The 15,052-nt window shown below is 70.9% G+C and carries 14 protein-coding genes and 1 pseudogene; all 15 read right to left on the minus strand.

The window, feature by feature from the left end:
- Positions 1–118: 118 nt before the first annotated feature.
- Complete coding sequence (locus RH864_RS16070) at positions 119–610, minus strand: FBP domain-containing protein (RefSeq protein WP_310518587.1); 492 nt, start codon at positions 608–610, stop codon at positions 119–121.
- Positions 611–694: 84 nt separating this feature from the next.
- Complete coding sequence (pstS, locus tag RH864_RS16075; RefSeq protein WP_310518588.1) at positions 695–1,765, minus strand: phosphate ABC transporter substrate-binding protein PstS; 1,071 nt, start codon at positions 1,763–1,765, stop codon at positions 695–697.
- Positions 1,766–1,866: 101 nt separating this feature from the next.
- Entirely contained in the window at positions 1,867–3,402 is a 1,536-nt protein-coding gene (locus RH864_RS16080; protein ID WP_310518589.1) for a fibronectin type III domain-containing protein, read from the minus strand.
- Positions 3,403–3,483: 81 nt separating this feature from the next.
- Complete coding sequence (locus RH864_RS16085; protein WP_310518590.1) at positions 3,484–4,395, minus strand: dihydrodipicolinate synthase family protein; 912 nt, start codon at positions 4,393–4,395, stop codon at positions 3,484–3,486.
- A complete protein-coding gene (locus RH864_RS16090; RefSeq protein WP_310518591.1) occupies positions 4,392–5,861 on the minus strand; it encodes an FGGY-family carbohydrate kinase in 1,470 nt (489 codons plus the stop codon). Before RH864_RS16090 ends, RH864_RS16085 begins: the two co-directional genes overlap by 4 nt.
- A 7-nt stretch (positions 5,862–5,868) precedes the next feature.
- Positions 5,869–6,933 (minus strand): Gfo/Idh/MocA family protein, encoded by a 1,065-nt coding sequence (locus RH864_RS16095; protein ID WP_310518592.1) that lies wholly within the window; start codon positions 6,931–6,933, stop codon positions 5,869–5,871.
- Positions 6,930–8,093, minus strand: a complete 1,164-nt coding sequence (locus tag RH864_RS16100) for a Gfo/Idh/MocA family protein (protein ID WP_310518593.1) — start codon at positions 8,091–8,093, stop codon at positions 6,930–6,932. Before RH864_RS16100 ends, RH864_RS16095 begins: the two co-directional genes overlap by 4 nt.
- 40 nt (positions 8,094–8,133) lie before the next feature.
- Positions 8,134–9,147 (minus strand): dipeptidase, encoded by a 1,014-nt coding sequence (locus tag RH864_RS16105; RefSeq protein ID WP_310518594.1) that lies wholly within the window; start codon positions 9,145–9,147, stop codon positions 8,134–8,136.
- Positions 9,144–9,914 (minus strand): hypothetical protein, encoded by a 771-nt coding sequence (locus tag RH864_RS16110; protein ID WP_310518595.1) that lies wholly within the window; start codon positions 9,912–9,914, stop codon positions 9,144–9,146. Before RH864_RS16110 ends, RH864_RS16105 begins: the two co-directional genes overlap by 4 nt.
- A complete protein-coding gene (locus tag RH864_RS16115) occupies positions 9,911–11,605 on the minus strand; it encodes a hypothetical protein (protein WP_310518596.1) in 1,695 nt (564 codons plus the stop codon). The genes RH864_RS16110 and RH864_RS16115 overlap by 4 nt, the downstream gene beginning before the upstream one ends.
- On the minus strand, positions 11,602–12,111 hold the full coding sequence (locus RH864_RS16120) for an IclR family transcriptional regulator domain-containing protein (RefSeq protein ID WP_310518597.1): 510 nt from the start codon (positions 12,109–12,111) through the stop codon (positions 11,602–11,604). Before RH864_RS16120 ends, RH864_RS16115 begins: the two co-directional genes overlap by 4 nt.
- Positions 12,112–12,147: 36 nt before the next feature.
- Positions 12,148–12,309 (minus strand): annotated as a pseudogene (locus RH864_RS19230) (helix-turn-helix domain-containing protein); the annotation flags it as partial.
- A gap of 34 nt (positions 12,310–12,343) precedes the next feature.
- Positions 12,344–13,324, minus strand: coding sequence for an acetylxylan esterase (locus tag RH864_RS16125; protein WP_310518598.1), 981 nt, complete (start codon positions 13,322–13,324; stop codon positions 12,344–12,346).
- Positions 13,321–14,160, minus strand: coding sequence for a carbohydrate ABC transporter permease (locus RH864_RS16130; protein ID WP_310518599.1), 840 nt, complete (start codon positions 14,158–14,160; stop codon positions 13,321–13,323). Before RH864_RS16130 ends, RH864_RS16125 begins: the two co-directional genes overlap by 4 nt.
- Positions 14,157–15,002 (minus strand): carbohydrate ABC transporter permease, encoded by an 846-nt coding sequence (locus RH864_RS16135; protein ID WP_310518600.1) that lies wholly within the window; start codon positions 15,000–15,002, stop codon positions 14,157–14,159. Before RH864_RS16135 ends, RH864_RS16130 begins: the two co-directional genes overlap by 4 nt.
- Positions 15,003–15,052 lie beyond the last annotated feature (50 nt).

Raw genomic sequence — 15,052 nt, forward strand, 5'->3', positions numbered from 1 at the left:
CCGAGTGTTACCGAAACGGCTCGAAAGGGGCCCCAAAACGACCTCAGCGGGCGCGTTCCGGTAACACTCGGCGGGGGTCCGGTCGGGGGGCGGGGGCCGGGGTCGGGGTCGGGGCGGGTCAGGTGAGCTGCAGCACGCCCTCGACGAAGGCGCGCGTGCGGCGGCGCAGGCCGTCGACGCGCATCGCCGCGTTCGCGCGCACCTCGGCGGGCGCGAGCGGGGCGTGCAGACGCACATTTTCCTGGCAGGACAGGTCGGTGCAGAGATACGTGCCGACCGAGTCGCCCTTCTCCCCCGCGAGGCCGGCACGGCGCGCGGAGAACATGCTGACCTGGTTCGCGGGCTGCTGCGTGTGGCAGAGGTTGCACATCGCGGCACGGTGCCGCGATGCGGGCGGCTCGCTGGCGCGCAGCACGAGCCCGACGGGTTCGTCGTCGATCATGGTGACGAGGTATCCGCGCTGCCGGAACGTGCGATCGCGCCAGGCGAGCGCATCGATCTCGTCCCACTCGACCAGCAGGTGCTCGAGCGGCAGCTCGAGCTGGTCGAGCTCGGCGTCCGTGCTGTTCACGAACGACGCCCGGATCTCGTCTTCACTGAGCGGACGCATGACTCCTCCTCCTTCGACCCGTCCAGTGTAGGCACCGGCCCCGACGCCGGCCACGCGACGGCGGAAGCGAGGCGCGCGCCCCGCTCAGGAGATGCCCGCGACGACCTGCTGCACGCGTTCGCGGAGATCGGTCGAGATGGGTGCCGACCCGGCGTCGCGTGCCGCGGCGTCCTGCCCCGCCTCGCTCGCGACCCACTCGAGGTAGGCGCGCACGAGCTCGCCCTCGGCGGCGTCCGCGTACTCGCGGCACGCGATGAGGTAGCTCACGAGCACGAGCGGGTAGACGCCCGGCTCGGTGCTGTCGCGCGCGAGGTCGACGACGAGGTCGTCGTCGGCGCGGCCCGCCTCGATGGGCGACGCGTCGACCGCTGCGGCCGCCGCCTCCGCGGTCGGTGCGACCGGCTCGTCGCCGACGACGAGCTCGGCGACGTCGAACTCGGCGGCGCGCGACGCGTCGAGGTAGCCGATCACGTTGCGGCCGTCGCGGATCACCGCGGCGATGCCCGAGTTGCCCTGCGCGGCCTCGCCCGACACCGGGAACGCATCGTCGGCCGGCCACGGCCAGTCGTCGCCGGCCGCGTCGGCGAGGTAGTCGGTGAAGTTCTCGGTCGTGCCCGAGTCGTCGGAGCGGTGCACGGCCGTGATCGCCGCGTCGGGCAGCTCGGCGCCCGGGTTGAGTGCGGCGATCGCGGGGTCGTTCCAGCGGGTCAGCTCGCCGCTGAAGATCCGGGCGGTAACGGATGCATCGAGCACGAGGTCGTCGACCCCGTCGACGCTGAACGCCAGCACGATGGGCGAGAGGTACACCGGCAGGTCGACCGCGCCCGCTTCGGGCGCGCAGCGCGCGAGCTCACCGTCGAGCTCGTCGAGGCTCAGCGCGGCGTCGCTGCCGGCGAAGCCGACCGCACCGACCAGGAACTGCTCACGGCCCGCACCCGACCCCGCGGGGTCGTAGTTCACGGTCACGCTCGCGTTCGCGCGCTGGAAGCCCGCGATCCACGCATCCTGCGCGGCGCCCTGCGCCGAGGAGCCCGCACCGTCGAGCGTGCCCGCGAGGTCGCTCGCGGCGTCGCCCTGCTCGTTCACGGCGCAGCCGGTGAGCGTGAGGGCGGCGATCGTGAGGGCGGCGGCGGACGCGAACGAGCGAGAGCGCATGGTTCGACATCGTATCGAGGACGGCTGGACATCTCGTGTTCACGCGTCGTTCACGGGTCGCGTGCCGGCCCGATCGTCCGGCCACCGCCGGCCCGGCCCCGCTACCGCTTCGTACGGCGACGCGCCGCGACCCCCACGAGCACGAGCCCGCCACCGAGGAGCAGCGCCGTGACCAGCATCGGCCTGAGCACATCGCCCGGCCCGGTCTCGGGCAGTCGCGCGGGCAGGGCGTGGTCGTGCTGCGGACCCACCCGGACCTCGGCGGAGCTCGTCCAGGCTCCGAGGCCTCGGGCGTTCGCCGCCGCCACCTCGGCGCGGTAGGCGGTGCCGTCGTGCAGCTCGTCGAACGTCGTGGTGCGGGCGTCGGCGGGCAGGGTGTGTTCGGCGATGGTCTTGCCCTCGGCGGTGCGCAGGCGCACGACGTACGACTCGATCGCGTGGTCGCCGGTCGCCTGCTGCCAGGCGACCGCGAGACGGCGGTCGACGGCGGATGCCTCGACGTGCTCCGGCTGCGCGGGCAGGCCGGTGACCGGGCCGACGAGCACGCGTCCGTCGGTGCGGTCGAACCCGACCGAGCGGCCGATGAAGAAGAGGTTGCCCGTGTTGAACCCCTGCGCGCCCGTGGTGTCCTCGAAGAGGCCCATGGCGCGGTAGGCCGGGCCGACGGTCCGCGACCAGAACGGCTCGCCCGCGTCAGGGGCACCGAAGGCGACGGCTGTGCCGGTCTGCAGGGGGCCGTAGTAGCTGACGCTCGGCACGCCCGGCCACGGCGCGGGGTTCGGTTCGTGGAGCGCGAAGGGCTGGAACTGGCTGCCGAAGAGCACCGAGGAGTACTCGCCCGAGTCGAGGACGGTCTGGTGGCAGCTCGAGACGCCCGCGATCGTCCAGCACATGCGCACGGGCTTGTCGTACACGGCCTGCCCGTCCGGATACCGCGCACCGGTGGCCTCGGCCTGCAGCGTCGTGACGCCCTCGGCGGCGATCGACGGTGCGCCGAGCTCGAGCGTGCCGATCTGCTCGCCGTCGGAGGTGCCGGGCTCGTCGAATCGCAGCGTGTACCCGAGGGACGCCGGCTCGGGAAGCTGCGCGAGCGCCGAGTACCACACGTACACGGTGCCGTCGGATGCCGTGTACTCGTTGAACCCCTGGCTCACGCCGATGATGCCGTGCACGCCCTCGCCGCCGAGGCAGCGCGCCGGGTCGCAGGCGTCGGCGAGCGCGAACGGCACGGGCTCGGCCGCGGTCACGCCGCCGACCGATACCTCGGCGAGCGCGACGTGGCCGTCGATGTTCGCGCCGTCGTAGTGCAGGTCGGCGACGGCGTCCGTGATCGTCAGTGCGCCGGGTGCGCCGTCGAGCGCACCGGGGTGGACGACGAGGCCCTGCGAGCCGGTGTCGAGCATCATGCGCAGCGTCGTGCCGGCGACTTCGACGTCGACGAGCGGCAGGAAGCCGGCCGAGTCGTCGTCATGCCGGACGGCGCCCGCGTAGACCGGCACGGTTGCGACGGGCACGGATGCGACGGGCACGGTTGCGACGGGCACGGATGCCTCGGGCGCATCGGTCTCGTCGGCGACCGCCGACGTGCCGCCCCAGAGCAGCGCCGCGGCGGTCGCCGCAACCGCCGATGCCGTCATCCGCCGAACCCGTGCGCGCATGGCCCGCCTTTCCCGATCGTGGACCGCGAAGAAGTGGAGCCGTGCCGTCCGCCTCGCACCCTATCCGTTCGGAGGCAGGGTTGGACAGTCTTCGCCGCGCACTTCGATCAGCGCGGCGGCAACGGCATCCGCATCGGCGAAGTCCAGCCGTGCCGATGCCCGTCGCACGTCGCCGGCCGATCGGAGAGCGAGCGCCATCGCGGCCTTCGTGACCGCGGGCACGTAGCCGGACCGGGACGAGCGCAGCGCTGCCAGAAGGCCGACGCGCTCCCGCAGCAGCGCACCCGCCCGGCCCAGCTCGTCCCGCGCGAGGTGGCGGGCGATCCGCGCAATGAGCTCGGGGGCGACGTTCGCGGTGGTCGAGGTGAACCCAGCAGCGCCGTGCGCCGCGAATCCGGGCGCCAGCTCGTCGCCCGCGCCGCTGATCCAGTGCTGCACCTCCGGGAGGGCGGTGCGCAGGGCCTCCCACGCGCGCAGATCGGGCGAGCCGAACTTCACGGCGATTCCAGGGGGCGTCTGCGAGGCGCGGCGCAGTCCCGGGATCGTGAACCGGGCGCCGTCGTGGTCGACGACGACGGCCAGGCGAGGGCCGCTCGCGTTGTGGGCGAGGAGGGCGTCGAGCCCGGCATCGGCATCGGCCCGCGGATCGGGATCGGCGAAACACAACAGCGCCTGTGCGCCGGCGCCGGCGAGCGCGTCCACCTGTGCTCGCTCTCCGCGGCGCGCGAACACCCCGGCGGTGACGACGGTGCCGTCGCCGACGGCGGACGACGCGGCCCGGACGAGCCCGACGACCTCGGCACCGGCCAGGTCGGGAAGCTCTCCCGCGCCGCCGGCCACCACGAGTCCCCCGAACGCCTGCTCCTTCGCGTCTCGCGCGAGCCCGGCCATCCGTGCGGGATCGATCTCGCCATCGGGCCGAAACGGCGTGACGGCCATCATGAGCACGCCCCTGGGCGCGCCGGCGTTCACAGCGCTCTTCCGTCGGGACGGATCGCGCGAAGCGCGGGGTAGAGGCTCTCGTAGATCGCGAAGGCGGCCTCATACGAGGCGTCCGGGGTCGGCCGGTGGACCGCGACCGTCTCGACGTGCGATGCGATGTCGTCCAGACTCCGCCATGCCCCCACGGCGACCGCGGCGACCGCGGCCGCACCCAGCGCGGAGCTCTGCGCGCCGCCCAGTCGATGCACCTCGCGTCCGGTGACGTCGGCGAGGATCTGGCCGAACAGCGGGGATCGCGCCCCGCCATCGGAGAGCCGGAGGACATTCGCTGTCAGACCATGCTCCCCCAGGATGTTCAGGTGCTGTCGCACGCCGTAGGCGATGCCTTCGAGCACCGCGCGGAACAGGTCGCCCGGCGTCGTGCCCAGATGCATTCCGACGAACGCGCCGCGCGCGTCGGGATCGTGCAAGGGGGTCTTCTCACCGAGCAGGTAGGGCAGGAAGACGACTCCCCCGGCCCCGGGCCCCGACTCGGTGGCTTCTCCATCGAGCACCTCCAGAGGGCGCCCTGCGCCGAACTGCTGCTGGAACCAGCGGATCGCGGCACCGGAGGTCGCCATGCACCCGTTGACGAGATGCGAACCCGGCACCGCGTGCAGGTCGAGGTACAGCCTCGCGTCCACGACCGGTTCGGCGGTCGCGATCAGGATGTCGCCCGCGCCGCCGATCTTCACCACGGCGTCGCCGGGTACCACCGCTCCCGAGGCGAGCGCGGACAGGACGTGGTCGGCGCCGCCTACGACGACCGGCGTCCCCTCGGGCAGGCCCGTCTCCGCCGCTGCCGAACGGGAGACCCCGCCCAGCACCGAGCCCGACGCGACCACGTCCGGTAGCAGCGCTGGGTCCAGACCGGTCGCCGCCAAAATCGGCCCTGACCAGGACCGGGTCGGCAGATCCCACAGGCCGCTCTCGAGCGCCCAGTTCTCCTCCACCGCCACGACCCCGGTGAGCCGGCGGGCGATGTCGTCGTACGACCCGAGCACGCTCGCGGTGCGTGCGGCAAGGTCCGGCTCGTGCCGCTGCATCCATCGGAGCTTCGGTCCGATCGACTGCTGGGTGAGCGCGCTCCCGGTGCGCCCGAGCAGGTCGATGCCCGAGAGCTCGGCGGCCATCTCCGCGACCTCGGTCGTTGCCCGGGTGTCGTTCTGCTGGATCGAGGGACGCAGGACCTCGCCCTCGGCGGACAGCGCGATCACGGTCGGCACCATCCCGGTCACCGCGACGGCGAGCACGTCGCCCTCGGCCTGCGCGGTGTACTCGCGCAGGATACCCGCCGTGTTCTCCCACCACAGCTGCGTATCCGACTCGGCCCATCCCGCCTTCGGCGACGAGATCGCCGCGGGCCGCGAGCCCTGCCAGCGCACGCCCGACTCCGGGTCCAGCACCGCGACCTTCGTCGTGGTCGTCCCGATGTCGATACCGACCACCACGCTCATCGTCCGGTCATCCCGCAACCGCGATCGGTGCGCCCGCCCGCACCGAGGCATAGAACGCGTCGACGATGTGCTGGACGCGCGCCGCGGCGGCCGCCGAGACCGCTGGATGCAGTGCGGCACCCTCCTGCGCGGCACGCACGAGGTGGGCCGCCTCCGCGGCGTAGCCCGCGCTGCGCGGCGTGTCCCGCCGGTACGTGCGCAGCCCCGCCTCCTCGCCCTCCGGCCGCCAGGCCCCGGGCGGCGCGAACCCGTCGACGCGGGTCTGCAGGATCCAGTGTCCGCCGAAGTCCGTCAGCGTCCCCTCGGTGCCGTGGTAGGCCAGCCGCAGCGGGGAGCGCCCGATCTGCATCCACTTCGTGTCGATCACACCGACCGCTCCGCCCTCGAACCGGAGGATCGCCGCGGACACGTCCTCGACACCGGCTGGGATGTACTCCCGCAGGCCGAGGTTCACCGCGACCCCGGTGACCTCGACGACCGGCGTGCCCAGCTGATCCATCATCGTGTTGAGCAGGTACACGCCCTGATCGATGAACGTCCCCCCGCCTCCGCGCTCCGGGTCGACGAGCCATTCGGTGAACTCGCTGGAGACCCCCGCCTCCTTGAGTCCGCCATGGCCGGCGATCCCGCGGACGAAGTGCACCTGGCCGATACCACCCGCCTGCAGGATCTGCTTCGCCTCGTCGTGGACGCCGTCGAAGACCGTGTGGAACGCGATCATCACCGGAACGGTCGCTGACCCGATCGCGGCGAGGGCCGCGTCGGCCCCCGCCCCGGAGGTGCTGAGCGGCTTGTCGGCGTACACGGCTGATCCGCGCCGCACCGCCCACCCGATCGCCTCCGCCTTGGCGGCGTTGTCGGTCGTCACGAGCGCGATGTCGAACATCTCGCCGTCGGGAACCTCGTCCAGGGAGGCGTAGGCGGCGATCTCGCCGAAGGTCTCCCCGGCCTTGGCGCGCAGCGCGGCATCCGCATCGACCACAGCGGAGACGGGCGCACCCGCCAGATGCAGGCCCTCGGCCATGGTCCACGCGTGGTCGCTGGCCAGGCCGACCACGATCGCGCGGGTCACCACTGGTTCCGCAGGGACGTGGCCGGCGGCGGCACGTCGACGAACGTGCTCGTGATCTCGACGACCTGACCCGTGCGGGCAGACTCGTACGCGCCGAGCATGATCTCGAGTGCATGGCGGGCGACGTCGGCGCCCAGCGCAGACGGGATGCCGTCACGCACCGAATCGGCCAGGTGATCGACGAGCAGCGCGCGCTTGAGCTTGAGGGCCCACGCCTCGGCCCCGGCGAGGTGGCCGAGGTTGGGGGCGATCCAGCCGTCGACCTCGGCGCCGCCGATGTCGGTCTTGTAGATCTCGATCGCGGGGGCGGGACCGGACTGGTTGATGTTGTAGTTGATGTTCAGCGCGCCCTCGCGCCCGTAGACCTCGATGCGGGGCCCCTTGGACGCATAGATGTTGAAGCTCGAGTCGACGACGGCGAAGACCGAGTCGCCGAAGTCGAGCAGCATCAGGGTGTTGTCGTCCATCGTGACTTCGATCTCGAGCCCCGCATACGGACCACGGCGCACCGAGCGCACCGGGTCGGTGATCCCCGAGAAGGCGCTCACGCGCTGGACCGGACCGAGCAGCCCGAGCAGCTCGTGGATGCCGTAGACCCCAACGTCGAAGGTCGGGCCCGAGCCCTTCTGGTAGTACCAGGACGGGTCGCGCCAGGGCGCGCCGGCGGCAGGGCCGGCGCCGGAAGGACGTGCACGCGCGAACGCCACGCGGCCGACCGCTCCCTCACGCAGCAGCTTGCGCGCCTCGCTCCGGGACGGGTAGAGCATGTTGGGCGGCGAGACCACCACGGTAAGTCCCTGCTCCTGCGCGGTCTGCACGATCGCGTCGGCGTCGGCCATGGTGGTAGCCACCGGCTTCTCGACGGCCAGGTGCTTGCCCGCCTCGAGGATCTGGCGCGACGTGCTGCCGTGGGCGGCGATCGGGGTGAGGTTGACCACGGCGTCCAGGCCGTCGAGCCGGAGCATCTCGTCGAGGCTGGAGAACACGTGTGGGACGCCGTACTTCTCCGCCGTGCTCTGAAGGCGATCCGGCGCCATGTCCGCGAGCGCGACCAATTCGACCTTGTCCGAGATGTGGTGCAGGTTGGGTAGCACGCCGTGATCGCCGAGCGCGATCTCGCCGATGCCGAGAACGCCTACGCGCAGCTTGTCGTCCGACATGAGTGTTCCTCTCTCGTTGTTCGGTGTGTCCGTGCCTGGCTCAGCCGGCCGGGTCGTCGATGACGGCGCGATACACGCGCATCCAGTTCTCGCCCATGACCTTGGCCGTTTCGTCCTCGGTCAGGTGCCGGCGCAGCTCCTGCTCGACGGCGGGGAAGCCCTCCGTCGTGCGCATGTAGTCGGGCGGTGGGGTGACGCCGGGGCTCGCGGCGGAGCCCGCGCCGAAGAACGCACCCTTGGTCCACCGGCCCACACGCATCCAGTCGAGGTAGCGCTGGTCCTCGTTGCGGCCGATGTCGGTGCCGATGCCGACGTGGTCGATCCCCGCGATGTCGATGGTGCGGCGAATGAGCTCGCACCATCGCTCCAGGCTCGCCGAGAAGTACTCGCCGCAGATCTTCGGGTAGGTCGGGATGCCGATCATGCCGCCACGCTCGGACACGGCCCGGATGAGCGCGTCGTTCTTGTTGCGCAGATGCGGGACGAGGGAGCTGGCGTTGGCGTGGGTGATCGCGATGGGGGCGGTGGATGCCTCCGCGGCCTCCAGCCCCGTGCGCTCACCGACGTGCGAGATGTCGATGAGCATGCCCACGCGGTTCATCTCGGCGATGACCTGGCGGCCGAACCGTGTGAGCCCGGAGTCCTCCGGCTCGTAGCAGCTCCCGCCGATCGCGTTCTGGTTGTTGTAGGTGAGCTGCATGACCCGAAGGCCCATGTCGCGGAAGAGCTCGACGAACCGCACCCGGTCGGCGATCGGGCTGGAGTTCTGCGTGCCGAGCAGGATCGCGGTGCGCCCGGTCTGGTAGGCGTGCTCGATGTCGGCAGTGGTGCGGGCGAGCAGGATGAGATCGGAGTTCTGCTCAGCGAAGTCGTGCCATCGCCCGATGGCGTCCATCGTCTCGAGGGTGTCCTCCCAGAACGCCATCGTGACCACGACGCAGGTGAGCCGTCCCGCGTGCAGCTCCTCGAACACCCTCCGGTCGTAGATGCTGTTCTCGAGCCCGTCGACGTAACGCATCCGTCCTCCTGTCTTCGTCTTGCTCTCGTCGGTCACAGTTCCTCCAAGGTCTCTCCATGCACGCGTCCCTGGGCATCGACCATCGTCGGGCCCGCGTGCCGCGCTGACACCTCGTTGTCCTCGGCCAGGGCGAGCAGGGCCCGGTCGTAGATGCGCCAGTACGAAGCAGCGGGCACCGGCATCCGGTCGACGGTCGCGTGTAGCAGGCTCGCGCCACCCGCCAGCAGCGCGCGGCCCTCGGGACCGACGTCGTGCGCGTTGCGCCCGACGACGATCACCGCCTCGCCGGTCGCGTCGACGACGGCGCCGTCATGGCGGGATACGGTGGTCGCCCCACCCACAGTGGCGACCAGTCCCAGCCCGTAGCGCCACGCCGACGCGGTGAGCGCCGCAAGCAGCTCGGGGTGCGAGACGCCGCGCACCGAGATCACCGCCCAGCCGTGGTGGGCGGCGATCTCGACGGCGAGGTCGACGATGCCGGGTGCGACGAACAGCGAGAACGATCCGCCGCCGTCGACCCAGGCCCGCGCTCCGATCCGTTCGGTCACCGTCAACACGGGGGAGTTCCGGGCGAGCAGCTCGTCGAACTCGTCCGCGAGGATGTCCACGACCGGCAGCCCGATCGCCTGGGCCTCGAGCATGAGGTCGCGCACGGGGGCGTTCTCGCTCTGGGGAAGGCCGAGCACGAGCAGGTTGCGCTCAACCACGAGCCGGGTCTCCCGCACGGTGAGTCCGATGATCCCGTCCTCGTCCCCGGTCCACCGGCCGCTGTGGGTCTTCTCCTGCAGTCCGATCGTGCTCATGCCGCTCCCTCCGCCGGTTCGGCCGGCCAGAACCAGTGCTCGTCGTCGGTGCCGCCCAGGTCGCTCCACGTCGGAGCACCGTGGAACAGGACCCCACGCAGAGTCCGCCGCAGGTGGTCCTTGGTGCGATCCAGCCCGAAGAAGGGCACGTTCACGAGGCCGATGATGTGTACCGGATTGGTCGAGGTGCCGAGCAGTTCCAGTAGCGGCGTCGCGTACGGATCGCCCGAGAGCGACTGAATCCGCTCGACGACCTGGCGCCGGGCGGGGTGGGCGATCAGGTAGTCCGCGACCGGTCTCCCGTCGTCGAACGGGGTGAGCTCGGCGTGGATGCCGGCGATGGCGGTGGGCAGGTGAAGGGCGAGGTCGATCGCGTGGGGCGCCTCGGACCGCGGGCCTCGACGCGGCTCCTCGGCGGCACGGGACTTGTACAGCACCTGCGGGTCCTCCGGCTGCGCGGCCGACGCCAGGTCCAGCGCCCAGCCGTACTGATCCTCGATGAGCCGGCGGAGCTCACCCACCGGCTGTGCGGGATCGCGCACGAGCACCTCACTGACGACCATCTCCTCCAGGAGGGCGTCGGCGTCGGGCACCAGCTCGATCATCAGCGAATGGAGGGTCTCGAGCGCCGCCGCAGAGACGACTCCCTCCATCCGCTCCCGCAGCAGGGCCAGTGGCAGTCCGTTCGCGCCCGCATCGCGCAATGCGTCGCCCAGCGCGTCGGCGATGCGTTCCAAGTCGGCCGCCACGGACTCGCTGGACTCGAACGCGTCGTACGTGGTCTGGTCTTCGCGCCGGTGCTGCGCGGCGCGGCGCAACAGCCAATCGAGCTCGTCGGATGCCTCGGCCACCGTCCCGGTCGAAAGCAGGCTCGCCGTCACGATCGCCCGCTCGCGGATCTCGATCCACTTCGAGACGAGGCGCGGGTGGTTGTGCACCCAGAGGATGAGTCCCAGCCCCGATCCGTTCCCGAGGCCGAGATATCGCTTGATCCGCGGGTCGAGGGCGACCGCGCCCGGGGCCCGGACGACGGCCAGGTGCTCGGCAAGGTCGAAGCCGAACTCGCGCAGCAGATAGGAGGCGAGCATCTGCGCGTAGTAGGGCAGGCGCAGCGGGTGATCGTCCTCGTAGGCGAGGAAGGACTTCGTCCCGAACGTGCCGTTCCCGTCCAGCCCGGTGTTGCGCAGGATGTAGCCAGCCTCGGCGAGGCGGTGGATGTCGGGCTGGCGATGCTCGGCGAGCGAGTCCACGACGTGCTCGAACAGGCGCATGCTGCGGTTCGCCCTGGCCCAGATCAGCGTTCCCTCGGGTGCGCGACCCTCGTAGAGCTTGGGCAGCTCCTGCCGCGTCTGCTCCAGGGCGGCATCGCTGATCGGCCCCTCCAGGAGCGCGCCCATCATGTCCCAGTTGCGCCCGATGATCCGAGCCGTGCGACCCTCGGTCTGCGGCTCGAACGACAGGGCGACGAGGTCGAACACGCGGTCGCCCGCGTAGACCCGGTACACCGCGGTGCCGCGGCCGATGTCGTCGATGTCCCAGACAATGCGCTCGATGGTCCAGCCGCTGCGGATGAGGGTGTTGATCAGCGCGCGGCTGGCCGACAGCCGGCTGGGCTGCATCGCAGCGAAGTACTCAGGCCGCATGATCTGTGCGGCCGGGCGAGGCCGCAGCAGATGCTCGGGGATGCTCACGACACCGCTCCCATCGTGCGGGCGGCCTCCTGGAGCCTCGCGAGCGACGCCTCCGGCTCGAACCGGCCCAGCGGGCCGATCGCGGACAACGCCGCGAGCATTCCGCCGCCGGGAACGCGGACGGGGACGGCGATCGCCACGGTCTCGCTCGCGAAGGCGGCGTCAGACAGCGCGAAGCCCCGCTCGCGAGTGAGACCCAGCTCCGCATCGGACGGCGTCTCCACGCCACGACGGCGAAGGGATTCGACGTGCTCGACGGGCCCGAAGGCGAGCAGTACCCGGCCGGTCGCGGAGTGGGCGATCTCCATCCGGGATTCCAGCAGCGCGTCGGCAATGACACCGCGGTCCGGATCGATGCGCTCGACCATCTGTGCGACGTCGTCGTCCAGCACGCAGAGCGAGATGGTCTCCATGATCTGTTCGGTGAGGCCGGCCAGGATCGGACGGACCCGCTCGCCCAGCCCGGCCTGGACCAGGACCATCTGAGCGATGCGGCGGGGCTTCATCGACAGCCGGAAGTTCGCGTCCGGCAGCCGGTCGATCCACCCCGCCTCGCTCAAGGTCGAGAGGTGTGCGAACAGGGCGGCGCGTGGCAGCCCGAGTTCGTCGCGGATCTCGGAGGCTCGCATGGGGCGTGGCCTGCTCGCCACGCTCTCGAGCACGGCGAGGGTGGTCAGGGATGTCGAGTACGTCGCAACCATCATCACTCCTTGTTCGAGATAAACATACGACGTTCCACTATTTAACACAATGGGCCCACTCCATGAGCGCGCGATCGACGTCCCGGTGCGCGAGCGCGGCGGCCACTGCCACCAGGGCCTCCAGGTCGCGAGTCGCGCCCGCCTCGTGCCCGGCGAAGGGCCAGCGCCGCACACTCTTCCGACCGTGATGGGCGGCGATGACGGCCTCCATCGACTCGGGCGGACAGACGGCATCGCGCATTCCGATCGAGAAGAACACGGGGACGGCTGAAGCCCGCTCGGCGAAGCCGATCGCATCGAAGTGGTCCAGCGTGCGGAAGGCGGACGCCACCCGGTCGGGATGCATCCGGCCCCACTCCGCGATCTCGGTGTAAGGTCCCGTCGCAGCCGTGCGCGCCGATTGCCGGAACGCGGCGAGGAACGGCGCCTGCACGCCGGCCCCTGCCACCGTGCGGGCACGCCGGGGCGCCAGGCCCGCCGCCGCGAGCGCGAGCGCGCCGCCCTGGCTCCGCCCCGTGACGAACACCGGCGTCTGGGCCGCCGACGGATCCGCGGAGAGCGCGTCCACGGCGCGGACCGCGTCGATCGTCAGCCGGCGCAGATAGTGCTCCCGCGGATCGTGCAAGCCGCGCGTGAGAAACCCCGGCGCGGACGGCCCGGATCCGACGGGGTCGGGGGTGTCGCCGCTGCGCCATTGGCTGCCCTGTCCGCGCACGTCCATGACGAGGTGGACGAACCCGCACGCCGCCCACACGGGCGAGTCCAGCGGCCTGCCCCTGCCGTAGCCGTACGGCAGGAACTCCACGACTGCGCCGGCGGGCGATGCCGGCACCGAGAGCCAGCCGCGCACGGGATGCCCGTCCGCGCCGGAGAACTCGACGTCCCAGACTTCGACGCCCCGCAGCCTGGTGGCGACCCGGTCGCGGCGGTGCAGCCCGCCCTCCGGCGCGGCATCGACCTGCTCGGCCCAGAACGCCCCGACCTCCGCCGACGTGACCGCGGACTCCTCCGCCGTCACTTCAGCGCACCGCCGAAACCCTGCGCCAGATGCCGCTGGATGAACCCGAAGAAGATCAGGATCGGCAGCGAGAACAGCGTGGACGCGGCCATGACGCCACCCCAATCGGTGAAGTATTCATTGAAGTACGACTGGAGCGCCACCGGGAGCGTGCGCAGGTCGTCGCTGCGCAGGAAGGTCACTGCGATCAACAGCTCGTTCCAGGCGCTGATGAACCCGTAGATCGCTGCCGCCGCGATGCCGGGCCACGCGAGCGGGAGCACGATCCTCCAGAGCGCACCGAACCGACTCGCGCCGTCGACCCATGCGGCCTCTTCGAGCTCGTTCGGGATGCTGAGCAGGTACCCCCGCAGCAGCCAGACCGTGAAGGCCACGCTCGTGGTGAGGTTGGCCACGATCACACCGATCAGGGTGTTGATGAAGCCGGCCTGCACCGCGAAGTTGAACAGCGGGATGATGAGCACGATCTCGGGCAGCATCTGCAGCGAGAGCAGCACGATCAGGATGACGGTCCGCCAGCGCACCCGGAGCCGGGCCAGCGCGTAGGCGGCGCCGATTGCGAACACGAGTGTGAGCACCACCGTGCCCAGGGACACGATCAGCGAGTTGCCGAGCTGGCGCAGGAACTCCCCCTGGAAGAGATCGGCATATCGGTCCCAGGTGGGGTTCGTCGTCCAGAGCTGTGGGGTGCGGGTGAAGATCTCGTCCTCAGGCTTCACCGACGTGATGAACATCCAGTAATACGGGAAGATACAGATCACCACCAGCGCGGCGAGCGCGATCGTGAGTCCCAGCCCTGACAGGATGCGGCGCGGCGTCACGGCGGCCCGGCTCATGCGCGCTCCTCCCTGGTGAGGCGGTAGTAGACCGCGGTGAGCGCTGTGAGGATCAGCAGCGACGTGACCGCGATGGCCGCGGCCCGGCCCTGCTCCAGAAGCCCGAACCCGGTGATGTAGGTCAGGATCGAGATCACTTCCGTGCCGTGATTGGGCCCGCCCGGGGGCGTGGTCATGACGAAGATGTAGTCGAACGAGTTGAACGACGAGATGCTCGACAGGACGATGAGGATCAGCAGCACCGGGGCGATGAGCGGCAGACGGATCGAGACCAGCGTCCGCCATGCGCTCGCGCCATCGAGGCGAGCCGCTTCGAGGATCTCGGGGTCCAGTGTGCTGAGCGCGCCGTAGAGGGCGATCGCCAGGAACGGCACGCGCTGCCAGATGCTCGCGGCCCCGATGGCGACGAACGCGGTCTCCCCCTGTGCGAACCAGTTGAACCCTTCGAACTGCGAGAAGCCGATCGTGGTGAGGAGCCAGTTGGCGACGCCGTACTGGTCGTTGAAGATCCACTTCCAGATGATGCCGCTGGCCACCCTGGGCATCGCCCACGGCAGCAGGACCAGGACGCTGAGGATGCCGGCCCAGCGCGGCAGCCGAAGCAGGAGCAGAGCGACGGCGACGCCCAGGGCCATGCAGATCGCCACTGTCACGACGACCCAGACGAGGGTGCGGACGAGCGCGCCGAGATAGAGCGGGTCGGTCAGGATCTCGGCATAGTGCTCGAGCCCGACGAAATCGCCGGTCTGGATGCCGCGGCCTTCGTGAACGGACAGCCACAGGACATCCGCGAGCGGCAGGCCGACGACCAGGGCGATGACGGCGAACGCAGGAAGGAGCATCCACAACGCGTAGCGCCGGTGCTCACGGGCGAGCCAGGATCCCCCGCGGC

Source organism: Agromyces aerolatus, assembly GCF_031432255.1.
Classification (GTDB): domain Bacteria; phylum Actinomycetota; class Actinomycetes; order Actinomycetales; family Microbacteriaceae; genus Agromyces.

Bases quoted from the DNA above. Each gene is read 5' to 3' on its own strand.
- RH864_RS16070 (WP_310518587.1), bottom strand. From the start codon at position 610: ATGCGTCCGCTCAGTGAAGACGAGATCCGGGCGTCGTTCGTGAACAGC.
- pstS (WP_310518588.1), bottom strand. From the start codon at position 1,765: ATGCGCTCTCGCTCGTTCGCGTCCGCCGCCGCCCTCACGATCGCCGCC.
- RH864_RS16080 (WP_310518589.1), bottom strand. From the start codon at position 3,402: ATGACGGCATCGGCGGTTGCGGCGACCGCCGCGGCGCTGCTCTGGGGC.
- RH864_RS16090 (WP_310518591.1), bottom strand. From the start codon at position 5,861: ATGAGCGTGGTGGTCGGTATCGACATCGGGACGACCACGACGAAGGTC.
- RH864_RS16100 (WP_310518593.1), bottom strand. From the start codon at position 8,093: ATGTCGGACGACAAGCTGCGCGTAGGCGTTCTCGGCATCGGCGAGATC.
- RH864_RS16110 (WP_310518595.1), bottom strand. From the start codon at position 9,914: ATGAGCACGATCGGACTGCAGGAGAAGACCCACAGCGGCCGGTGGACC.
- RH864_RS16120 (WP_310518597.1), bottom strand. From the start codon at position 12,111: ATGAAGCCCCGCCGCATCGCTCAGATGGTCCTGGTCCAGGCCGGGCTG.
- RH864_RS16130 (WP_310518599.1), bottom strand. From the start codon at position 14,160: ATGAGCCGGGCCGCCGTGACGCCGCGCCGCATCCTGTCAGGGCTGGGA.
- RH864_RS16135 (WP_310518600.1), bottom strand. From the start codon at position 15,002: ATGCTCCTTCCTGCGTTCGCCGTCATCGCCCTGGTCGTCGGCCTGCCG.